At 56.0% G+C, this 22868-nt stretch carries 19 protein-coding genes; 6 read left to right on the top strand and 13 right to left on the bottom strand.

Annotation, left to right across the window (positions count from 1 at the left end; all coding sequences use genetic code 11):
* Window positions 1-87: 87 nt before the first annotated feature.
* On the top strand, window positions 88-552 hold the full coding sequence (locus ACOYNV_RS17690) for a hypothetical protein (protein WP_422901122.1): 465 nt from the start codon (window positions 88-90) through the stop codon (window positions 550-552).
* Window positions 553-568: 16 nt separating this feature from the next.
* On the opposite strand, the gene ACOYNV_RS17695 is transcribed toward ACOYNV_RS17690, so the two are convergent.
* Together ACOYNV_RS17695 and ACOYNV_RS17700 are read right to left on the bottom strand one after the other, a co-directional pair.
* On the bottom strand, window positions 569-1705 hold the full coding sequence (locus tag ACOYNV_RS17695) for a PilT/PilU family type 4a pilus ATPase (RefSeq protein ID WP_422901123.1): 1137 nt from the start codon (window positions 1703-1705) through the stop codon (window positions 569-571).
* Window positions 1706-1729: 24 nt separating this feature from the next.
* Entirely contained in the window at window positions 1730-2776 is a 1047-nt protein-coding gene (locus ACOYNV_RS17700; protein ID WP_422901124.1) for a type IV pilus twitching motility protein PilT, read from the bottom strand.
* Between the two features lie 68 nt (window positions 2777-2844).
* Here ACOYNV_RS17700 and ACOYNV_RS17705 point away from each other — a divergent pair, with 68 nt between their 5' ends.
* The 4 genes from ACOYNV_RS17705 to ACOYNV_RS17720 are packed head-to-tail and all read left to right on the top strand — an operon-like array spanning window position 2845 to window position 5178.
* A complete protein-coding gene (locus ACOYNV_RS17705) occupies window positions 2845-3534 on the top strand; it encodes a YggS family pyridoxal phosphate-dependent enzyme (RefSeq protein WP_422901125.1) in 690 nt (229 codons plus the stop codon).
* The gene (gene proC / locus ACOYNV_RS17710; protein WP_422901126.1) at window positions 3531-4343 is read left to right on the top strand and encodes a pyrroline-5-carboxylate reductase; all 813 of its coding nucleotides are present in this window, start codon (window positions 3531-3533) and stop codon (window positions 4341-4343) included. Before ACOYNV_RS17705 ends, proC begins: the two co-directional genes overlap by 4 nt.
* 2 nt (window positions 4344-4345) lie before the next feature.
* Window positions 4346-4885, top strand: a complete 540-nt coding sequence (locus tag ACOYNV_RS17715) for a YggT family protein (protein ID WP_422901127.1) — start codon at window positions 4346-4348, stop codon at window positions 4883-4885.
* Window positions 4885-5178 (top strand): DUF167 domain-containing protein, encoded by a 294-nt coding sequence (locus ACOYNV_RS17720; protein ID WP_422901128.1) that lies wholly within the window; start codon window positions 4885-4887, stop codon window positions 5176-5178. The genes ACOYNV_RS17715 and ACOYNV_RS17720 overlap by 1 nt, the downstream gene beginning before the upstream one ends.
* Before the next feature lie 412 nt (window positions 5179-5590).
* Here the strand turns inward: ACOYNV_RS17720 and ACOYNV_RS17725 are convergent, their stop codons facing one another.
* From ACOYNV_RS17725 to ACOYNV_RS17770, 10 genes are all read right to left on the bottom strand, one after another.
* Window positions 5591-6832 (bottom strand): hypothetical protein, encoded by a 1242-nt coding sequence (locus ACOYNV_RS17725; RefSeq protein ID WP_422901129.1) that lies wholly within the window; start codon window positions 6830-6832, stop codon window positions 5591-5593.
* A 5-nt stretch (window positions 6833-6837) separates the two neighbouring features.
* Window positions 6838-10077, bottom strand: coding sequence for a DEAD/DEAH box helicase (locus ACOYNV_RS17730; protein WP_422901130.1), 3240 nt, complete (start codon window positions 10075-10077; stop codon window positions 6838-6840).
* A gap of 20 nt (window positions 10078-10097) precedes the next feature.
* The gene (locus tag ACOYNV_RS17735; protein WP_422901131.1) at window positions 10098-10958 is read right to left on the bottom strand and encodes a serine/threonine protein kinase; all 861 of its coding nucleotides are present in this window, start codon (window positions 10956-10958) and stop codon (window positions 10098-10100) included.
* Window positions 10955-13030 (bottom strand): protein kinase domain-containing protein, encoded by a 2076-nt coding sequence (locus ACOYNV_RS17740; RefSeq protein WP_422901132.1) that lies wholly within the window; start codon window positions 13028-13030, stop codon window positions 10955-10957. Before ACOYNV_RS17740 ends, ACOYNV_RS17735 begins: the two co-directional genes overlap by 4 nt.
* A gap of 2 nt (window positions 13031-13032) precedes the next feature.
* Window positions 13033-13917 carry an adenylate/guanylate cyclase domain-containing protein gene (locus tag ACOYNV_RS17745; RefSeq protein WP_422901133.1) on the bottom strand — a complete coding sequence of 295 codons (885 nt, stop codon included), beginning with the start codon at window positions 13915-13917 and terminating at the stop codon, window positions 13033-13035.
* Between the two features lie 399 nt (window positions 13918-14316).
* Window positions 14317-15585 carry a dihydroorotase gene (locus ACOYNV_RS17750; RefSeq protein ID WP_422901134.1) on the bottom strand — a complete coding sequence of 423 codons (1269 nt, stop codon included), beginning with the start codon at window positions 15583-15585 and terminating at the stop codon, window positions 14317-14319.
* A 3-nt stretch (window positions 15586-15588) separates the two neighbouring features.
* Window positions 15589-16578, bottom strand: a complete 990-nt coding sequence (locus ACOYNV_RS17755) for an aspartate carbamoyltransferase catalytic subunit (protein ID WP_422901135.1) — start codon at window positions 16576-16578, stop codon at window positions 15589-15591.
* The gene (gene pyrR, locus ACOYNV_RS17760) at window positions 16571-17077 is read right to left on the bottom strand and encodes a bifunctional pyr operon transcriptional regulator/uracil phosphoribosyltransferase PyrR (RefSeq protein ID WP_422901136.1); all 507 of its coding nucleotides are present in this window, start codon (window positions 17075-17077) and stop codon (window positions 16571-16573) included. The genes ACOYNV_RS17755 and pyrR overlap by 8 nt, the downstream gene beginning before the upstream one ends.
* Window positions 17055-17549, bottom strand: a complete 495-nt coding sequence (gene ruvX / locus ACOYNV_RS17765; protein WP_422901137.1) for a Holliday junction resolvase RuvX — start codon at window positions 17547-17549, stop codon at window positions 17055-17057. Before ruvX ends, pyrR begins: the two co-directional genes overlap by 23 nt.
* Window positions 17542-18102, bottom strand: a complete 561-nt coding sequence (locus ACOYNV_RS17770) for a YqgE/AlgH family protein (RefSeq protein WP_422901140.1) — start codon at window positions 18100-18102, stop codon at window positions 17542-17544. Before ACOYNV_RS17770 ends, ruvX begins: the two co-directional genes overlap by 8 nt.
* A gap of 47 nt (window positions 18103-18149) precedes the next feature.
* On the opposite strand from ACOYNV_RS17770, the gene ACOYNV_RS17775 reads away from it, so the two are divergent.
* Window positions 18150-19598, top strand: a complete 1449-nt coding sequence (locus ACOYNV_RS17775) for a cryptochrome/photolyase family protein (protein WP_422901138.1) — start codon at window positions 18150-18152, stop codon at window positions 19596-19598.
* On the opposite strand, the gene ACOYNV_RS17780 is transcribed toward ACOYNV_RS17775, so the two are convergent.
* The coding region (locus ACOYNV_RS17780; RefSeq protein WP_422901139.1) for a response regulator at window positions 19576-22868 on the bottom strand (3293 nt) is incomplete at its 5' end. The two genes, ACOYNV_RS17775 and ACOYNV_RS17780, sit on opposite strands and share 23 nt — an antisense overlap.

Raw genomic sequence — 22868 nt, forward strand, 5'->3', positions numbered from 1 at the left:
AAATTATTGGAAAAAAAAGGCAGGGAACTGTTTGGTAGAGATCAGGTTCTCTGAGCCTATGTCGGTGCCGAGTCGGGCGACGATCAAGTGCTCGAACGCGTCTGCAAGGGCGAAACCTTCGCGACGACCCGCGAAGCTCTCGACCAGCTTGGCCAGGCCGGAATTACCCGCTCGGTGATGATTCTCAACGGACTCGGTGGGCCGCAGCTTTCGGTTCAACACGCCGATAATTCGGCACGCCTGCTCAATGCCACGCAGCCAGAGTATGTCGCGACGCTGGTGGTCAGCTTCCCGCTGGGTGAAGAGCGCTTCCGTAAAGGTTTTCCAGGTTGGCGAGCACTAACACTGCCGGAACTGTTTGCCGAAATGGAACGTTTTCTCGAAAAGCTGGAACTGACCAGAACCGTCTTTCGCAGCGACCATGCCTCCAACTGGCTGGTACTCAAGGGAACGCTTGGCGCGGACAAGGAACGCCTGCTGGGCCAGGTTCGCCAGGCCATCGCGCAACCTGAAGCCGCGCACCTGCGCCCGGCGTGGGCGCGAGGATTGTAGTCGTCGTCAGTCGCGGCTATACCACTTCAAGGTGCCCGATACCCGAGTTGAGGTCGCGATCCTTCGACTCCTTGCCATGCAGTTTGATCTGCAAGCGCAGGTCATTGACCGAGTCGGCGTTGCGCAATGCGTCCTCGTAGGTGATGCGGCCAGCCTCGTAGTGGTCGAACAGCGCCTGGTCGAAGGTTTGCATGCCAAGTTCGCGCGACTTTTTCATGATCTCCTTGATCTCCTGCACCTCACCCTTGAAGATGAGATCGGAGATCAACGGGGAGTTGAGCATGATTTCAATTGCTGCCACACGACCCTTGCCGTCCTTCTTGGGCAGAAGGCGCTGGGAAACGAGCGCGCGCAGGTTGAGCGAGAGATCCATCAGCAGTTGGTGACGGCGTTCCTCAGGGAAGAAGTTGATGATCCGGTCGATGGCCTGGTTGGCGCTGTTGGCATGCAGGGTGGCGAGACACAGGTGGCCGGTTTCGGCGAAGGCCACTGCGTGGTCCATCGTTTCCCGGTCACGGACTTCGCCCATCAGGATGACATCGGGTGCCTGGCGTAGCGTGTTCTTCAGGGCGGCTTCCCAGGAGTCGGTGTCGACACCGATTTCGCGTTGCGTGACGATGCAACCCTTGTGGTCGTGAATGAATTCGATCGGGTCTTCAACGGTGATGATATGGCCGTGACTATTCTTGTTGCGGTGATCGACCAAGGCTGCCAGAGAGGTGGTTTTTCCGGTACCCGTGCCGCCGACAAAGATGACCAGCCCGCGTTTGGTCATTGCGATATCCTTCAGCACGGTCGGCAGCCCGAGTTCATCCAGCGTCGGGATCGACATGTTGATCAGCCGGCAGACAACCGCTACGCGTCCCTGCTGGATCAAGGCATTGACACGGAAACGTCCGATCCCCGAGGGCGAGATGGCAAAGTTGCATTCCTTGGTTGACTCGAACTCGGCCGCCTGACGGTCGTTCATGATCGAACGTGCCAATTCCGCCGTGTGCTGGGACGTCAAGAGCTGGTTGGAAACCGGAGTGACCTTGCCATCGACCTTGATTGCGGGCGGGAAATTGGCAGTAATAAAGAGGTCGGAGCCATTCTTCTGCGACATCAGACGCAGAAGGTCGTGCATGAATTTTAGTGCCTGATCACGTTCCATTATCTATCCTTCTACCGTTAAGCGTTACGCGCCCGGGAATGCATCTTTGTTGGCCGCCTTGCCGCGCGCTTCGGCGGCAGAAACGAGGTTTCGGCGAACCAGTTCGAGAAGATTCTGATCGAGGGTTTGCATGCCGAGCTGGGCGCCGGTCTGGATCGCGGAATACATCTGCGCCACCTTGTTTTCACGGATCAGGTTACGAATCGCCGGGGTACCGATCATGATCTCGTGCGCTGCCATTCGCCCCGTACCATCCTTGGTCTTGAGCAGCGTTTGCGAGATGACCGCGCGCAACGATTCGGAGAGCATCGAGCGAACCATTTCCTTCTCGGCCGCCGGGAATACGTCAACGATACGGTCAATCGTCTTGGCGGCGCTCGATGTGTGCAAGGTGCCAAAGACGAGGTGGCCGGTTTCGGCACCGGACAGCGCGAGGCGGATGGTTTCCAGATCGCGCATTTCGCCGACCAGGATGACATCCGGGTCTTCGCGCAAAGCCGAGCGCAGCGCGTTGGCAAACGAGAGGGTGTGCGGACCGACTTCGCGCTGGTTGATCAGGCACTTTTTCGATTCGTGCACGAATTCGATCGGATCCTCGACCGTGAGGATGTGGGCATGTTCGTTTTCATTGACGTGGTTGACCATCGCCGCCAGCGTCGTCGATTTGCCCGACCCGGTCGGGCCGGTTACCAGCACGATGCCTCGCGGATACTCGGAAATGTCCTTGAATATCTTCGGGCAGCCCAGGTCTTCAAGCGACTGTATCTTGGAGGGGATGGTCCGGAAAACCGCAGCCGCCCCCCGGTTCTGGACAAAGGCATTGACGCGGAAGCGGGCCAGATTGGGGATTTCGAAGGAAAAATCGCATTCCAGAACTTCTTCGTAGTGCTTGCGCTGGCCATCGTTCATGATGTCATACACCATGGCATGCACATCCTTGTGTTCCATGGCTGGCAGGTTGATGCGGCGTACGTCTCCATGCACCCGGATCATCGGCGGCAGACCCGACGAAAGATGCAGGTCAGATGCCTTGTTCTTGACACTAAAAGCCAGCAGTTCGGTGATATCCATCCGGGTTGATCCTCAGCGGTGGTCGGGGTGCGGTGCTATACTTTGCAGCTTCAATGCAACATGAGATTATGACTACAATATCCGCTAACCTGCAAGCCGTTCTCGCACGAATTGATGCGGCAGCGCGAAAGTCCGGACGAAATTCTGGCGATATTACGCTGCTCGCCGTCAGCAAGACCTGGCCTGCATCAAATGTGCGTAAGGCGGCGGTGGCTGGGCAGAAAGTTTTCGGCGAGAATTATGTCCAGGAAGGTGTCGAGAAGGTCGCCGAGCTTGCTGCGCTGGGACTTGAGTGGCATTTTATCGGGCCGCTGCAAAGCAACAAGACGCGGCGGGTGGCTGAGACTTTCGACTGGGTGCATTCAGTCGATCGCCTGAAGATCGCGGAACGACTGGCCGAGCAGCGGCCTGAAGGGCTGGAGCCCTTGCAGGTCTGCCTGCAGGTGAACGTCAGCGGTGAGGCCAGCAAAAGCGGCGTTGCCCTCAGTGACGTGCCGTTGCTGGCGCAGCAGGTTGCCTTGCTGCCGCGCTTGAAACTGCGGGGTTTGATGGCCATTCCGGCGCCGCTTGATGATTTTGCGCAGCAGCGGCAAGCGTTTGGCCGGCTGCGCGATGTTTTTGAGCAATTGAAGGGCGACGGTCTGCCGCTTGATACGTTGTCGATGGGTATGTCGCATGACCTCGAAGCGGCCATCGCCGAGGGCGCGACAGTGGTGCGCGTAGGTAGCGCAATTTTTGGCGAAAGAAAATCAACATGAAAATTACATTTTTGGGTGGCGGCAACATGGCCAGCGCGCTGATTGGAGGCCTGATCAATCAGGGTTTTTCTCCGGACGATATCGCGGTGATCGAAATTGGCGCGGAAAATCGTGCGCGTCTTGAAAAAGAATACGAGGTGCGTTGCTACGCCGAGCCGAAGGCTGCTGCATTTCAGTGCGACGCCTTGGTGCTGGCGGTCAAGCCACAACAGATGCGTGAAGCCTGCGCGCCGTTGCAGAAGTATCTGAGCAAGCAACTGATTATCAGTATCGCTGCCGGACTGCGCCTGGCCGACCTGTCGCGCTGGCTGGGGGGGCACGACAAGTTGGTGCGTGCCATGCCCAACACGCCTGCGTTGATCGGTTCCGGGGTAACCGGGCTGTTTGCCCTGCCGACCGTCAGCAAGGCCGAACGGCTGGGTGCCGAACGCATTCTGCATGCGGTTGGCAGCACCGTGTGGGTCACCGATGAAGCGCAGATTGACGCCGTGACGGCGATTTCCGGAGGCGGCCCGGCCTATGTCTTTCTGTTCATCGAAGCCTTGCAGCAGGCGGCCATCGAACTCGGCTTCACGACCAAACAGGCGCAGCAACTCTCGATCGAAACCGCGTTGGGTGCGGCCAAGCTGGCGGCAAAATCGGACGAGCCGGCCAGCGTACTACGCGAACGGGTAACCTCAAAAGGCGGAACCACCGAGGCGGCATTGCTGGTTATGGCCGAGCGTGGCGTCAAGGAGAATATTGTTGCCGGCGTGCTGGCGGCCAACGCCCGAAGTCGTGAATTGGGCGACTTGCTCGGCAAGGATTGACCATGCTTACGCAAGCCGGTTTGTTCCTCCTCGATGCGCTGCTCGGCTTCATGACGATCGCCCTGCTGCTGCGTTTCTACATGCAGGCCTTCCGCGTTTCATTCCGCAATCAGGTCGGCGCTTTCATCGTGCAACTCACCAACTGGCTGGTCATGCCGCTGCGCAAGGTTTTGCCGGGACTCTTTGGCCTCGATCTGGCCAGCCTGCTGCCGGCCTACCTGTTGCAGGTGGTCTTGCTGCTGGCGGTGTTCTCGTTGCGCGGCGGAATTGAATCGCTGCCGCTTGAGACACTGCTCGGCCCGCTCTTGTGGCAGAGTGTGCTGGCGACGCTGCGCCTCAGCATTTACCTGCTGATCGGCGCGCTTTTCCTGCAAGCCATTCTCTCGTGGGTGAGCCCCTACTCACCACTGGCGCAACCCATCGCGCAACTGACACGACCTTTCCTGCACCCGATTCAACGTATTGTCCCACCAATTGCGGCGATTGATCTTTCGCCATTGATCGCTATCCTGCTCGCGCAACTCGTGCTGATGTTTCTCTGATGCACCCGTGGCTGCGTGCCGGTGACGGGAAAATCACCCTGACGCTGCACATTCAGCCCGGAGCAAAGAAGACCGAAGTTTGCGGGGTGCATGGCGATGCGCTGAAGATACGCTTGGCTGCACCACCGGTGGACGGCAAGGCCAACGCCGCGCTGATCGGATTTGTCGCCGATCGGCTGGGGCTGGCAAAGTCGGCGGTCAGCCTGAAAAGCGGCCAGACTTCACGGCGCAAGGTGCTTGAAGTGAGTGCGGCGCCGGCAGATACGGCGCAACGCTTGCTGCCGGACAATTAGCCTGCAAGGCCCATGGACAGGCGATCGATGGGCACTATGGCTGAAGAGCCGCATGGGCATTGGCTTGCAGGGCAGGTCATGCGTAGATGACCGTCCCGCCTGCCTCGCAGGGCGGTGCCAAGAAATTATGGGTATCCGATTTCCGTGATTGTCGAGTGCACAATATGCCGCGCCGCAGCAGATTTTGTAGCGAGGAATCTACTTGAATTATTTGAACGCTGGCCGCAACCGACCCAATCCGGCCTGTCGCCTCTCTGAACGCTCAACGTCAGGTAACTGAGTACAGCAGCTGTTCCAGCCCTGCTCGCTGGCAAGTCCTCGGTCTGTACGACCATACGGTTGTCGCGGGATGAGCGACATGTGTCGGGCAGTCAGCGGATATCGGAGTCGATTGGGCGCGGGGACATCCTCGTCAAGACGGTTTGGTGGACGATGCTTCACCCTTGATCGCGCTGATGAACATATTGTCCATAGTGCGAATAGCAGCTTTTTCTAGCTCGTCGAATTTAAAGCCGTTTTCCGGCGCTCTCGCCGCAAGTGCTTCAGCCAAGAGCTCTGGAGTTGCCAGCTTCTTCAACCGAAGCTCGCCTATCACGCCGTCAATAAACCTGATCCGCTCAATATCCTTTTCGAATGGCGAGCCAGGTGCTGAAAACAAACTGACTGCCCGTCCCTTGAGAATGCGCGGAAAGCCGGAAACCGGGCGCGCATGATGCTTCTCAGTTCCTACATGCAAAGCGTAAAGACGGCCAGCAACTTTTTGCGAGAAAAACTTGTCCTCGGCTCCTGCCAGCCTAAAAACCGGGTTGCCGTTTGAATCGAGTGTGCCTGAGTCTTCTAGGACGAGTCCAAACTTCCTCAGTTCTTCGGCGAGAACCCCGACGACTTGGCTTGGCGTGCTATTGGGATAACCGAGCGGTTCGAGCAGGCCGAGCACGTCGCTTACATTTAGCCAATCCACCTTCCCCTCGGAGAAATAAAGCTCGACCTTTGTGTTGCCGGAAACATTGAACAGCAATATCTCGCACTCGAGAAATTTCGGTGCCGCAGAGTCGGCAATAACGCCGCAAATTTCGATTGCTTCGTCCGGGATATTTACGGAGCGCTTGTTCGCTATTAGGTCAAGATTCAGGTAGGAAAGGGTAATTTCACTGTTTTCCCTTATGAGGTCCGGTATGAAGCGTGCCCCCCGTAGTTGGGATGGATCGAGGGCCGGTATCGAGTAAAGCTCGCGCGGCAATAGTCGACCAGTAAGTCCGCACAGAAGAATTGCTCTATCAGTTTCAAGCACCTCGGCACCATACTGGATAGTAAGCCGGCCAAGCTCACTGATCGTAAATCGCGTGTTTGTTGCCCGCTCCTGTGCCAGCAACCCTCGTCCAGCCAACTCATGAAGGATTGGAAGGAGCTTTTCTTCCGGAAAGCCTGTTACGAAGGATATTTCAGATTGGTCCAACACTCCGAGACTGACGAATTTGAGTATGTGTGCTTCAAAGTCACCAAGTTGGTCTCGACTTTTTTCCCGGATTCGAACTATCGTTTCAAGAACCGGATACAACGCTGTTTGCTGATAAATCAGGGACGCACCCTGTGCGTTTATGCGGTCGATGATCGAACGAACACGGATGCGCGGTGGGGTCGTGTTTCTGGACATAAACATCACGCCTTGTTAGTCGAATCGACTCTTGGAAGCCAATCCCTTGCATCAATCAAGTGACCGCTCTTCATCACAAATGATCGAAGTTTAATCATGGCAGTCTTGAACTCGGCATCCCGGCTACCAGGCTTGGATTGCTTAGCTAGCGTCGAGAAGTCGCCAATCATTACCAACTGCCGCTTTGCACGGGTCATGGCAACATTCAGACGACGCCAGTCAGCCAAGAATCCAACCCCCCCCCTCGGATTCGAACGGGTGAAAGTGAAAACAATCAGGTCCCGTTCCTGTCCTTGGTAACTATCAACGGAAGCAACCAGTTCGCCTATTGGCGCAGGCAATCCAAGCAATTCTCCCTTACGTTGCCGAGCCGATATCTCGCGCTGAATCTCTTGAACATGTAGCTTGTAGGGGACGATGACGCCAATTTCTCGCTTCTCGCCCAATTGTGGCGATGCATCCAAAGCCTTCTCCAACACTTTCAGAACAAGTTGCGTTTCCACCGGATTGCCAATTAATTCATCTCGCTCCGCCCCTCGCCGCGAACATTCCTGCCTCTGGTGCAGGGGTAACTTCGACGTGTCAATGAACACCATCGGACTCTTGAAAAACGTGAAGAGCGGCAGCTTTTCTGCCATACCGGGGCCTGCAACGTATTTATCCTCATAAAACGCTGATGAAATGAAGTCACTGATCACCGCTGGGCACCTGAATTGCGTATTCAGCATTGCCTTACGTTCTTCTGGCGCAGAATCCCAAAGCGATTCAAACCAGCTCTTTTCCAGAAGCTCTGTATCGATATCGACACTATCGGCCTCTGCACGGGCGATCACCTCATCAATCAACTCTTCATTGACTACGGGAGGTAGCTGCTTGTGGTCACCAACCAAAATCCCCTTGGGGGCACGGGACAGTGGAACGGCTAAATTGTGAAGTTGAATTTGGCCTGACTCATCAACAATTGCCACATCAAATACAGCATCCTTAAAAAATTTATTTGTGTCGATGCCTATGCACGTGGCGCCAACCACATCCACAAAATTCAACAAGATTGAATACAGTCCCTCTTGGCGTTGATTGGCGATAGTCCGGTGCCATGCTGATGTCTCGGCAATAATGTTACTCACAGCTTGATGAATCTCCTTTAGCTGACCGAGCTTTTCATTACGGAGAGCGCCTACTTTGTCATTAAGTTGTTGTTGCTCATTCTTAAGCCTTGCCTGGCTTGCGCTGTAATCTGCTTCTGCATGCGCCAGCCGTGATGAGGCTTCAATTGTTGTCTTTTCAAGCTGCCCCGCTACTCTTTTTGCTATTCCGGAAAGATTGAGTTCGTGCTCTTCAACTGCTTTCCGGGTGCGCCGTGAATACCACCAAGCGGCCATTCCGAACAAAGGCTTGAGCATGCCTCCCTTTTCGGAAAAATGCTGACGTCGAGTCTGGAGATCGTCCATCAGATTCTGATGCGAGGAATTTGCATGTGCTGCTTCTCTGGCTGCATCTTCCCGTTGTTTTGAAAGCTGAGCGTCACACCGCGCCGCAATGTTGGCCAGTTGTTCATTAAATAAGGTCGTTCGTAGGTCGATTCCTAATGGAATGGCGTTAAGACGATCCAGCAATGCGCGCAAAGTAACTGTCGAAAATATGTCGCTCCCCGAGCATGAATTTTCAATAACATTTTTTAGAGTTGCGAGGTTTTCAGATGCATAAGTCTGGAGTACGGCTAATCCCTGCATGAATTGTTCAGGGTTGCTAAATGCTGATTCGACCATTTGCATCGTGTCGATAAGGCCACGTTGAAACTCCGTCATTAGGGCAATATTTCTTGCCAATGACTCGATAAGTTTTTGTTGCAGACCTGACGCACAGTTGTCAATGAGCAGATCATGCACGGAAGAACTGACAGCCCCTTCGCTACCAAGACGGACACATGTCAGTTTCCGGTTTTCTGCAAGGCGTTCGAGTACGTTATCTACAGCCTTGTTGTTTTGCGAGCTGATGAGAACCCGTTTGCCTTGTGAAACAAAGAACTCCACCCATCGCAATATGACCGTGGTTTTCCCTGTACCTGGCGGCCCAAGCACAAGGAGGTAGTCTTCTGTTCCCGCACCAAGATTGATAGCTTTTAACTGCGAAGGATTTGGTGGAAATTTCGAGGGCGGAATGTGTACAGTTACCGACGGTGCCCGGAGATGCTGGTAACTCGTTGCTGCTAGCGGCAAAAGCCACTTGTTTGGTGACAAACGTTGCCGCAGATTCTCGATCACCTGCATCCGAACTTTCTTTTGAATGGGGTTAGCAAACATTACAAGCCGGCCGGATTCCGGGATTGCGCCTACGGAAAGCTGTTCGCCTGATGAGATTACGATCTGATGCTTGCCATCGCTGGGCTCCAAATTTTCGACCTTTAGTTGCAGCGGACGCTCATCATCCCCACGTTCCAGCGCCAGCATGCCTGGTGCCAGAGCCTTGAGTCTCTTGTAGTCAGATTCCAGCAGCCTAAGGCGGAAGTACTTGCGAACGCTGGATACGCGCTTTTCCGGGATGGCTTCGGTGTAGGCAAACCCCGGGGTTGCTCTGGACTTCTGTTCTTCAAGGAAGTATTCGGCATCGACGTAGGTTTCCAAGGTACGCAGGAGATGCTCTTCTGTTTCCTGCAGCGGAACAATTGGATCATCCTCGGCATCATCAAGTTCGAGTACCTTAACAACTTCAGGGGTTTGCTTCGATTCCAGCGCAACGATCAACCGGGCGAATTCGCCAAGCTCATAAAAATTATCTCGATTGGCATAACTATCGCGAAAATCGTCAAACGATGTAAGCACTATTCCTTGGTGTTCAACCCTTACGCCTTGCACAACCATATTTCTGCGCTGGTTGTTGTTGGCAAACTTGATCCCCGTACTGTTGAGATTGATCCTTAGATTGCCTTGTCCGCCTTGGCCACGTTTGCAGCGAGTCAAAAGCATATAGCGACCGACGAGAATATTGACGAAATATCCTGCACCGTCGTCAAGAGGCTTAATGGTCAGATATGAAGACTTGCTAGCCAATAACTCAGCTTTGATTTCCGACCATGACGGGAAATTGCCTCCCGGCCAATCGCTTCGTTGGTCACGATCTTCGCCGCGAATGATGGGAATGACAAAATGCAGCGAAGCGATGTCTTGTGGACGCCAAAACTTAAGACTCCCTGTCGTTGGCAGCAGCTTTGAATCAGACGCTAGATTTCCGTAGATTGATGCCATGGCTTAAGAGTATTGGGCAATTACGAAAAGTACTTCCGCTGAACGTTCGTGAGAGCAACCTTAAGCTGTGCTGCGTTTTCGAAACGCCTTTTGGGGTGGTAGCTCATGGCTTTCAGCAAGATGTTTTGCAGTTCATCGACTCCGGAGATCTTGCCATCGCCTGCTATGAGGCTGCCCCCAGAGGAATCGGCCCAGTCGGTGACCGTATCGTTTGGAAAACGAGTTAACGGGGTCCCGCGAAACAAGAACCAGCCGACCTGCCCAATCCCGAATACATCAGTGGCTGGGCCGAGGTTGTAGTCGCGTCGTCCCGCTTGCTCAGGGGCTTGGTAGTCCATGGTTCCTTCTTCGAAATACCTGCTCTGTGCGGCCAAGCCAAAATCAATTACCGCGACTCCTTCACGGGGCATCTTGCGGTTTCTTAAAAGCACGTTCTGAGGTTTGATATCTCGATGAACAAAATTCGCCTGATGAATCTTTTCAATAGTCTTCGCGAGTTCTACGAGCATTGCAACTCGCAGTACAGCAGTCTCACGATCCATGACAGATTGACCCTTTGTTACGATATCGAAGGACTCCCCTTCCATCCAGTCCATGAGAACGTAGGTAAATCCGTCTCGGCCAAACATATTTCGAAAGCGCGGAAGCAATGTAGGGAGCTGCACCTGCCGGTTGAGTGCAACGAGTTCTGATCGAATTGCGCGAGGATCGTTCTGCGAGTCGTCAAAAACTTTCATGGCATACAGCAGCCCATCGCTTTCGTTTTTTACTTGATAAAGAGCACGGCCAGTTACATTAAGCGCATTGTAGATAGTACGTATGACCTCAACATTTGTCTGTTGAGCCCACGAAATCGACTGACCAGTGACGATCTGACTCATTGCCAGTCCTCGACAAGGCTCACAAGATTATCGCCAGTCGGGCGACGACTCGGATCAAGCGCGAGAATGCATTGGAATGAATTCTCACTGTCCGCAGCGAATCCACAATGCGAACTGACCGATGCCCAGAAGCCGGCCTTCGCCATTTTCTTCTGTTGGTCGGCGGGAGATGAAAACGGCAACGAGATATCTTGTGAGAGAATCAGGCAGGCAAGCTTACCAAAGCTATATGCATCAGCAGATGGTCCCACCTGGCGTCCCGCGACTAACACTTCCGGCGATTGGTATTGGGTATCCAAAAGCGCCCGTGCATTCTGGGCGATCGTCGCTGAATTCGGCAATCTGCATAACTCAAGGTTAATGATTACGTGCAAGCCAGTCTGATCAATCCGAATGTTTGCCGGAGTTAGCGCTCGGTGAACAATATTTTCTGAGGCAAGGATGCCAAGAGTTTTCGAGATTTCCAGCAGCAGTTTCAAGCGGGTCTCGCGAGACGGTTGCTTATCACGCAACCATTCGTCAAGCTTTTGTCCTGCAACATAGTCGAGTGCCACAAATAGACAGCCGGGTTCATCCCAGGAATCTAGCCCACGCTGGATATGGGGACTTACGGGTAGGTCTTGAGATGCTGTAAGTTCTCTTCGAAGGCGGTCTATCTCGGTCTCAAGCCCATCCCCGCGCTCCATTGCAGTCATGGGATACTCTTTCACCCAAATCTTTCGATCCTTGCCTTGGACGTTGCCAAGGTAGACCTTGTAGTAGTTGTTTGATTCAGCCTCAAGCGCATGAGGGCCAAAGGTAAAGCGACCATGCTGACGTATCGCCTCTGTTGATACTCCGACAGGAACTTGACGTGTGAGATGAGAAACGATTGCACCAATATCTCTGTCGGTGATGACGGCCCTTCTTGAAGAGGCAACTGTCTTGCCGGTTGCAGCAGCCAACTTGGCAGCAAGCTCAGACTGGTTTTCCGCTGTGGTTGAAGATCGAGACATGAATCGCTGCATTTTGGACTTAATTGCCGCCGCAATTGTGTTTGGTGTGCAGACTATGACATCTCCGAGGTCTCGTGGAAGCGCGTGCTTTTTTGATTCATGATCTACGGTATTTACTGTTGCTTGCGGATTGGTGAATACAAGAAGTCCGTACGCACGTGCGTTTGCGGGGAGAGATACGCCCCATTCGAACTTTTGGAAATTGCTCCTAAGCGAACCCATCAGTTGAGCTACCGGATTTTTTTCGGACCGCTGCGGTTTTCCATGCCCAAGGCTAATTGTCATTACCGTGTTTTGCGAGTTTTCTGGAATTACGATTGAGCCGAAGTGATCCTTCAGTTCGAGAACAAACAGCCCCCAGGGACTGACCAATATGCCGTCGGGCATGCTTGATGAATCGCGGTGTTGGTAGAACTGGCCACCAACAATCCTGAATCCGTCAAATGATTCATCCTTGAAGAGGTTATTGGCTATTCGCGCAAGCCCCTTTTTCTCTCGGTCACGCTCTTCCTGCGAGCCGGAAAACGGGTTGTATTTCCATGCCGGGTCTACGTAACTTAACGAGGATTCAAACGGAAAGGCCAGCATTGCCCAATCATCGCTGGTGGCAAGTTGACGTCCAACCGAACTCAACTCCATTTCGGTTCTGGCGCTTTCAAATGTTCGCGAGTTAATGCCGTTCAGACCGAATACCTGAGATGTCGACACGATGAAGTACTCAGAGGGCTTCAGATCTAGCCTGTAAGTAGGGGCCTGAATGCTGGCAGACCTGGCCAGTAGAATAGTTTGCAGATATCCAATGGAAGCAACTACGACATGGTCTGACTCGCGCTGGAATACCGACAAATTTATGTCGTCGAGCTTATTCCCGAATGAATCTTGTGCAATTTGAAGCGCTTCATGTGCAGTCAAACTCTCCTTGCCGTCCCACAATGAAGTTATCTCGGCTACCAGTTCGCTGCCATTGCTACTTCTTGAAGCATCAAGAACGGCGGCTATATTGCCTGACGCATGAATCCAGATTTTGTGTCCTGGCTTTCGACTTCCTGATGTAAATTCTTTAAAAAAAATCCCCATTCCTACCTCTCAGCATTCACAAAGCGAACGATAGGAACATCACTAGAACTGGCAGATTGAGTTCCGAGGTGTATCTCACCGTTACCGACCAGAGTTATCCCTTCCCTGTGCAACGCGTATTCACGTCCATCACTCGCGAGGACGGTAAGTCCATTGGTGCTTATGTCACGCAGCACAAATCTGTCGCGAACTCCTTCCACCTCGGCGTGCTCTCTTGAAACAAGGTGGTGATCTATTCGGAGCGCGTTCTGTTCGTCTCTACCTATAATAATCTTCTGCCCGACAACCATTTCAATTTCTGTGTCTGCGAAGCAGAGACGAAGCACGCGCTCCTTCCGTCGATTTTTTCGTGAAGGCGCTACGCAAGTAGTGAGCCCCTTGGGCTGAGCCCCCAATAGCTCATAGATTTCGACCACATTCTTCTTGCCTTTGAGCTTATGAAGCCCAATCGACCGGATCGCACCAGACTTGAGTTCGATGCCAGATATCTCCGCACCGACCAAAGTCTGACCCGGGGTGGCCATCGAGACGATTCGTGCTGCCGTATTCACGGTATCCCCAAACACGTCTGAATTTTCGAGAAATACTGCTCCAAATCGGATGCCAATTTTCATCTGGAGGGAAGATAAAGCCTTCTCATCTTCGGATAGCTTGTGAATATGAATCGCGCAACTCGCAGCATTTTCTAGTTTCTCAAATACTGCGAGAACTTCATCCCCAATGTGCTTCACAACCCGTCCGTTATGCTTCTCTATTAGCGAGTCGACCAGTTTTATCAGATTGGAAACGAGATGGTGGGCCGTTCCATCGCCAAGGCGTTCATATAAGTGGGTGCTACCGCATATGTCAGCAAACATCACTGCGGCATTTATCTCGATGCGACTCACGATACATCTCCCATTGCTGGAAAAATAGCAAAGGCTGACCATCCGGAATGGCCGTTCTCTGTGCAACCACAATTATCCACTATGTGTGGATGCTATGACTAGCGCGGGTTGGGTAACCCCTGCCGTGTCGAGAACAGTATCCACGAAAGGGGGCCAACTTCAGTCGGTTCAGGGGCTGTAGGCTGACTTGTAAAGCAGTTCAGGCCGAGATGTACGCGTACGCCGTCGGGCAGGTATTAGAGTGAAGCAGTCGTTCGAATCGTTGGTCTGTCGAATGGACGAACGGCAGATTATGGCCGGCTACGGACGAATCATAGCGCAAGAACATGAAGCCAGAATGCATGTTGCAGTGCGCAATCAATAGTCAATCGCAGAAGTCGGATACCCGAAATTACGTGGCTATAGCTCGAAAACGATACGTCCGCCGACCAGCGTTGCGTGCGCCCGGCCGGCTATCTCGTAACCCATGAATGGCGTGTTCTTGCCCCGGCTGCGCAGGGCTTCTGGCGTCATCAGCCAGGGCTCGGCCAAGTCGAAAATGCAGACATCCGCCGGGCTGCCAACCGTCAGCGAACCGGCATCGATACCAAGGATAGTGGCCGGATCACAGGTGACTCGGGCCAGTGCCGCAAGCAGGGGAAGTTTCGTTTCCTCCGCCCATTTCAGGGTCAGCGGCAGCAGGAGTTCAAGGCCGCTGGCACCCGGCAGGGCTTCGGCAAAGGGCAACTGCTTGCCGTCTTCATCGACTGGCGTATGGTCCGAGCAGAGCGCCGCCAGCCCTTCGGCGGCGGCGGCACGGAGTGCGTCGCGGTCGCTTCCTGAACGAAGCGGCGGATCAAAACGTGCATGGCTGTCGAAGTAGCCGATATCCACTTCCGAAAGGTGCAGGTGGTGAATGGCAATGTCGCAACTGACCTTGAGGCCGTTGCGCTTGGCCTCGCGCACCAGCGCGATACCGGCCCCCGAGGATAGCCGCGCCAGATGCAGACGAACCCCCGTCTCGCGTGCCAACTGGAGTGCGGTGGCGATAGCCACGGTTTCGGCGCAAACCGGAATGCCGGCCAGGCCGAGTCTGGAGGCCACCTCGCCATCGTGGGCGACGCCGTCACGCGCCAGGTAATGATCCTGCGGCTGCAGACGGATGGCGTAATCGAAGGTGGCGGCGTATTGCATGGCGCGCAGCAGTACCTGCGTATCGAAGATCGGTTGCTTGGCCTGCGAGAAGGCGATGCAACCGGCACGCGTCAGGCTGGCCATTTCCGACAGCTTTTCGCCGGCCAGTTGCACGGTCAGCGCGCCTATCGGGTAGACCCGCGCCAGTCCGAGCGCTTCACTGCGGCGGACCAGACGTTCGACCAGCCCCGGCTCGTCGAGGATCGGCTTGGTGTCGGGTGGGCAGGCGACCGCCGTGACGCCGCCGGCTACCGCAGCGATGAGTTCCGATTCGAGAACGGGCAGGCGGGTCGACAGATCGACCAGGCCGGGACAAACGATCCGGTCGCTGGCGTCAATTGTCCGCGCTGACGTGAAGTTCGCCGGAGGCTGGCCGATTGAGGCGATGCGCCCGTCGGTGATGAAGACATCGAGCTGCTCGTCGATGCCGTTTTTCGGGTCGATCAGGCGGCCGTTCCTGATCTGGATATTGGTGTTGTTCAATTCTTCGCGCATCACTCAGTTCCCCGCCAGAATGCTCATGACCGCCATCCGCACGGCGATACCGAAGGTGACCTGCGGCAGGATGACGGCCTGCGGTCCATCGGCTACCTCGGAGGCGATTTCAACGCCGCGATTCATCGGCCCCGGATGCATCACGATGGCGTCCGGTTTCGCCAGCGCCAGCATCTCCGGCGTTAGTCCGTAACAATCGAAGTATTCACGTGCCGAAGGCAGGAGCGTGCCATTCATGCGCTCGCTCTGCAGGCGCAGCATGATTACCACGTCACATCCGGTGATCCCTTCGCGCAGATCATGGCAAACCCGTACGCCCATTTTTTCAACGGCGGTGGGGAGAAGCGTTTGCGGACCGACCGCGCGCACCTCGCCAGCGCCGAGGGTGGTCAGTGCGTGAATGTCGGAGCGGGCCACGCGCGAGTGCAGGATGTCGCCGACGATGGCCACGGTCAGCTCCGAGAAACTCTTCTTGTAGTGGCGGATGGTGAACATGTCGAGCAGCCCTTGCGTCGGGTGCGCATGCCTTCCATCGCCGGCATTCACCACGTGCACGTCGGAGCGGCCGATGCTGCGTAGATGGTCGGCGATCAGGTAGGGTGCGCCGGATGCCGAGTGGCGCACGACAAACATGTCGGCGTGCATGGCGACCAGGTTGTCGATGGTGTCGAGCAACGTCTCGCCCTTGGCCGCCGAGGAACGCGCCACGTCCAGATTGATGACGTCAGCCGAAAGACGCTTGGCGGCTATTTCAAAGGTGGTTCGGGTGCGTGTTGAATTCTCGAAGAAAAGGTTGAAAACGCTCTTGCCGCGCAACAGGGGCACCTTCTTTACGTCGCGGTCGGAGACTTCGAGGAAGCTCGACGCGGTGTCGAGGATTTGCGTCAACACGTCACGCGGCAAGCCATCGATCGAAAGCAGGTGGTTCAGTTCGCCATTGGCGTTGAGTTGCGGATTCCGGTGCGGGGGGTTGTGCTGCGGCACATTACGCATGTTTGGCACGCCTCCATTGCAGACGCCCCGCTGTATCAGGTTCCAGCACCAGTTCTTCAGTAGCGCCCAGTTCCGGGTGCCAGGTGCAGAATTCGGCACAGATCGGCAACTCGCGTCCACCGCGGTCGGCGAGTACGGCGAGCTTGATGCAGGCCGGACGTCCGTAATCGAACAGTTCGTTGACGGCGGCGCGTGTGGTGCGACCGGTGAACAGCACGTCATCGACGAGAATCAGCGGCCGCCCTTCCACGTCAAAGGGAATCGAGGTCGGCTTGATCTGCGGATGCAGCCCCTTCTTGCCAAAATCATCGCGATAGAAGGAAACGTCAATCAGCCCGATTTCGCCGGGAAGACCGAGCAATTCCTGCAGGCGCCGGGCCACCCAGGCGCCGCCACTGTGAATGCCGACCAGCATGGTGTTCGCCTGCAACTGCGGGCGGATGAGTTCGGCCAGTTCGGCGCATTGCGCTTCGGCGTCAGGCAGTTTGGTGAGTGGCATGGGGCTGTTTATCCGTAGAGTCCAGTGAAATTCGTTCAGCCGTGCGTTCAAAGAAGCACTGCAAGATGATCTGGGCGGCGAGCGCATCAAGATGTTCTTTGGCGCGCATCGCATTGTGGCCGCTCTCGCGCAGCCGTTCTCCGGCCTCCACCGAAGTCAGGCGTTCTTCGGCGTATTCGACGCCGAGACCGAAACGGCCGCGTAACTGATTGGCGAAGCGGATGCTGCGCGCGGTCATGGCATGCGCCGTGCCGTCAAGCGCGACCGGCAGGCCGACAACCAGGCTGACGGGCTGCCATTCGCTGATCAGCGCGGCGATGGCGGCGAAGCGCTCGGCGTTGGCCTCGCTGCGAATCGTTGTCAGGGGATGCGCCTGACCAAGCAGCCACTCGCCCACGGCAACGCCAATGCGTTTTTCGCCGAAGTCAAAAGCGAGTAGCGTACCGCTGTGTGGCTTGATGATTTCAGGCATGCCCGGCCTGTAGCGCAAGATTGGTGAAATCGATGCCGAGACTTTCCATCGCCGAGGGAAGCCTTTCCTCGTAGGGAAGGTCAAACAGGATGTGCGGATCGGCCGGCACGGTCAGCCAGGCATTCTCTGCCAGTTCGTGTTCAAGCTGGCCGGCGCCCCAACCGGAATAGCCGAGCGTAACCATGATTTCACGCGGCCGTCCCTCGCGCGCAACCGCCTGCAGCACATCGCGCGAACTGGTGAGGCCCACGTCCTGATTGACCACCAGCGTCGACTGCCACTCACCGATTGGTCGATGCAGAACAAAGCCACGATCCGTCTGTACCGGTCCGCCAAAGAAGACCGGCAGTTTGGCGAAATCCGGGTGCTCGAACGGCACGTCGATTTTTTCCAAAAGGGTCGCCAGACTCATGTCGATCGGGCGATTAACGATGATGCCGAGCGCGCCCTGCTCGTTGTGCTCGGCGATGTAGATCAGGGATTTTGAAAAATAGGGATCATCCATTGCCGGCATGGCAATGAGAAAATGGTCGGTCAGGTTTATGCTTTGCATCATGCATCTATTTTAATCGCCGACAGCGGCCGACACAAAGGTAATCAATGCTCGATTCAGTCCTTGTCTGGTTTCGTCGTGACCTGCGCGCTAGCGATCATGCGGCCCTCTGCGAAGGACTGCGGCGCGCGAGGCGTGTTTATTGCGCTTTCATCTTCGACAGCGAAATCCTGGATGCGCTGCCCGCGCGGACGGATCGCCGCGTCGAGTTCATTCGCGAGTCGCTGGTCGAGCTTGAAACGGCCTTGCGCCAGCGCGGTGGCGCCTTGATTGTTCGCCATGCATGGGCGACCAGCGAGATTCCCCGATTGGCCAGCGAGCTTGGTGTGACGGCGGTGTTCACCAACCGCGACTACGAGCCGCAAGCCAAGACCCGCGATGCGACGGTTGCGGCGGCATTGGGCACGCTCGGAATCGGCTTTGAGTCATTCAAGGATCAGGCCATTTTCGACGGCCCCGAGGTCCTGACCCAGGCCGGGCGACCCTGTACCGTATTCACGCCCTATAAAAACACCTGGCTCAAGCGCCTGACCGACGATGATCTGGCTCAGCATGCGACAGAGAATGGCCGGCTGGTCTCATCGCCATGCGCAACCGGTGTTCCCTCGCTTGAAGAGATTGGCTTCTGCCCGACTGATTTGCACCAGGTAGGCATCGTTCCGGGCATGTCCGGCGCAAGACGGCTGGTCGATGACTTCCGCAAGCGCATTGCGTGCTATCGGGAGCAACGTGATTATCCGGCAATCAAGGGTGTGTCTTATCTGTCTGTCCACCTGCGTTTCGGGACGGTTTCGATTCGCGAACTGGTTTCCCTCGCCCTGGCCAATGGGGCTATGGCTGGGGTAGAAGGCGCTGCAACCTGGCTTTCCGAACTGATCTGGCGCGATTTCTACTTCATGATTCTCGATCGCTTCCCGCATGTCGTTGAAAACTCGTTCAAGCCGGAATACGACAAGGTCGTCTGGGAGCAAGGCGAACACGCCGAGCGCCTGTTTGCCGCGTGGTGTGAGGCGAGAACCGGCTATCCGCTGGTCGATGCCGCAATGCGGCAGTTGAACAGCACCGGCTTCATGCACAACCGTTTGCGCATGGTCGTGGCTTCCTTCCTGAGCAAGGACCTGGGCATTGACTGGCGTCGCGGCGAAGCCTGGTTCGCCAGGCAGTTGAATGATTTTGATTTGTCGGCCAACAACGGCGGCTGGCAATGGGCCGCGTCAAGCGGCTGTGATGCGCAGCCTTATTTCCGTATTTTCAATCCAGTAACGCAATCCGGGCGTTTTGATCCGGACGGCCGTTTCATACGCCGCTACCTGCCGGAACTGGCTTCCGTACCAAACAAGTTCATTCATGCGCCGTGGCGCATGAATGCCGCGGAACAGTCGGCTTGCGGGGTGATTGTCGGGCGGGATACGCCGACGCCCCTCGTCGAGCACGGCGAGGCCAGACGTCTAACCCTGGCGCGTTACGCAGTGGTCAAGCGTGCCGCTGCTGCGTGACGTACTCAGCCACCAGTCGTAGCAATTCGTCTTCCTGATACGGCTTGCCAAGGTAATGATTGGCACCGATTTCAAAGGCGTAGGCGCGGTGCTTGTCGGCGGTGCGCGAGGTGATCATGATGATCGGAATGTCTTTCAGCCGGGCATCGGCACGGATGTTCCGCGTCAGATCGAAACCGTCCATGCGCGGCATTTCGATATCGACGAGCATGACGTCCGGAACCACATCGAGCAGTTGCTCAAGAGCCTCGACACCATCCTTGGCGAGGATGACCTGATACCCTTCACGACCCAGCAGACGGCTGGTGATCTTGCGTACCGTCAAGGAATCGTCGACCACCATCACCGTCGGCAGCAAGGCGGTGGTCGCCTCTTTCCCGGAAAGGACGGGCGTCGCTGGAAGCGGGGCGTTCAGTTCGGCAGCCGGTGAGCGACGGCTCAGTGCCACCGGGTTGAGGATCAGCACCACCTGGCCGTTGCCGAGCACCGTTGCCCCATCGACGCCGATAACGCGCGCGAGTTGGGGGCCGATGTTCTTGACGACGATTTCCTGGTTGCCGATGAGTTCATCGACCTGAACCGCAATCCGCCGGGCACCACCGCGCAACAGCAAGATCCAGGACTTGCGATGTTGTTCGGGCACGGCTTGCGCTTCGCCGAGCAGATGCGGCAGGTAGTTGAAGGGGTAATGATGCCCCATCCATTCTGCAGATCCGGCATCGCGAATGCGGGATAGCGCGGCTTCCTTGAGATCCAGCACCTGCTCGATCATCACCGAGGGGATGGCATAGTGTTTGTTGCCGGCACGCACCAGCAGCGCCTTGGTCACCGCCAGGGTAAGCGGAATGTAGAGGTGAAACTCGGTGCCCTGGCCAGGGGTGGAAATTATTTCGATGCGACCACCAAGGCTGCCGACCTCGGTCTTGACAACATCCATGCCAACGCCACGACCTGAGACCTGAGACACTTCGCTCGCCGTTGTGAAGCCGGGGGCAAATATCATATCCGCGAGGCGTGCCGTGTCGGCCTCTTCATCCGCACCCAGCAACCCGGCATCAATGGCGTGCGCGCGAATACGCTCAAAGTCGAGTCCGGCACCATCGTCGGACAAGATCAGGATGATTTCATTGCCCTCCTGTTTGAGCGCCAGCAAAATCTCCCCGATGTCCGGCTTGCCTTGGGCCACGCGGACATCGCGTTCTTCCAGACCGTGCGCGATGGCGTTGCGCAGCATGTGCTCGAGCGGAGCACCAATCTTGTCCAGCACGCTACGATCCAGTTCTACCTGGCTACCGCGGATTTCAAGGTTGGCGCGCTTGTTAAGCTCTTTCGAGGTTTGCCGGACGATGCGGTACAGGCGATCGGCAAGACTGCCGAAGGGAACCATGCGAACGGCCATCAATTCCTGTTGGACTTCACGGTTCAGACGAGCCTGGGCGATGATTGCCGCGTTGGCGTCGTCAAGGTTCTTGAACAGGTTCTGCTGGACAGTGGCTACGTCGTTGACCGACTCGGCCATCATCCGGGTGAGTTCCTGGAAGCGGGTAAAGCGGTCAAACTCAAGCGGGTCGAATCCGGCATGCCGTTCATCGGCCTGGGCGGTATGCGACTGCATTTGCGACTCGGCCTGAATTTCGATTTCGCGCAACTGCCGACGCAGACGAATCACGTTTTCCGTCAAGTCGAGCAGCGAAACCTTCAGACTGCGCATCTCGCCTTCAATCCGTGCGCGGGCGATCGACAATTCACCGGCTTCATTAACCAGCCGGTCGATGAGATCCGCACGAACGCGCAGGGTGGCGCGTTGTGAGGCGGCATCGCCTTCGACTTCGCTGTCGGCACGGCGCACGCGACGAGCGCGACGCTCGACGGGCACGGCGACGGTTTCCGGAGTTTCACCCGCTTCGGCGACAGTAGCGGCCGCGGCAACGACGTTGCCGACCGGCGGCTGGTCCAGAGACTCGCCACGTTGCAGTCGTTCGATAATATGCAGAACAGAATCAAAGGCGTTGTCGATTTCGTCAATCACTTCGAGCGGAATGCTGCCGGCTCGATTGGCCTGTTCAACGCGCGACTCAATGGCGTGCGCTATTTCACCGAGATTCATTGCGCCAGCCATGCGCGCGCTACCCTTCAGGGTGTGCAACAGTCGCGTAAGCGTGCGCACGGCATCGGCATTGGCCGGGGCACTGCGCAATGCACGCAGTTGGGTGGTAATGCCCTGGTTCAGATCGAGCGCTTCTTCGAGGAAGATGGGCAGCAGTTGTTCATCGATTTCGTCGTGCAGCTTTTGAATTTCGGCAACAAATGCAGCCGGCTGCAAGAATTCAGCCTTGTTCGCTACTTGCGGCAGTGTTGCTTCGGCCATTGCCGGCAGTTCCGCAGCGGCTTCGTGCTCTGTCGGTTGTTCCTGCTGCGTGACCACGTTCGACGGATAAAGCGCATCAAGGGCCTCGATCAGCGCGAGGGGGACTTCGAGTTCCCGTTCTGCGGCAAAAGCAGACAGCATCAGATCAATTTCGCCTACCGCCTGCCTGATGATTCCGAGTGCTTCAAGACTGCCCGGCAGTGCCGAGTTGTCACGGCGCAGCAGGGCGTGTTCAAGCGTCAGCCCCAGTCGATTAAGTGGCATTATGCCGACGGTTGCGGAGATTCCGGCAAGCGTGTGCGCCGCCCGATACATGTCGTGCGGGGTCGGTGTTAATTCATCACGTTCAAGCACCGGCAGTTCGCGCTGCAGTGTTGCCAGATGCGAACTTGCTTCCTCTGAAAAAATATCGAATAGCGTTGGTGAAACGGTAATTCGCGGCTGTGTATCCGGCTGTGTATCCGTTTCTGCGAGTTCAACCGACTCGACAGGCTCGACAAGGTCAACTTGTTCAATCAGTTCGACTGCCTCGACCAATTCGGCAGTTGCAGCCTCCTCAACTGGGGCTTCTTCGATCAGCGGCGAAACAACGGAAACCAGCGATGGCAATTCCAACACGGGAATGTCAAAGTCAAAATCTGAAATCTCGATCGTTTCGCGATCGATGTCGAAATCATCCTTGTCGCTTTCAGATGGCGCAGAGGGGAAAGCGAGTGTGATTATCTCGGCACTCTGTACCGGCGCTGCCAATTCCTGCGGCGCATCCAGTGTTGCATCCTCTTCGCCGGCAGGCTCCGGCGCAGCTGCAAAATCAATGTGTTCCGGCTCTTCTATAGTCAGCGCCGATTCTTCCTGTACCTCTTCCTGTACCTCTTCCTGTACCTCTTCCTGTACCTCTTCCT

This window comes from Propionivibrio sp., from assembly GCF_049316945.1.
Taxonomy (GTDB): domain Bacteria; phylum Pseudomonadota; class Gammaproteobacteria; order Burkholderiales; family Rhodocyclaceae; genus Propionivibrio.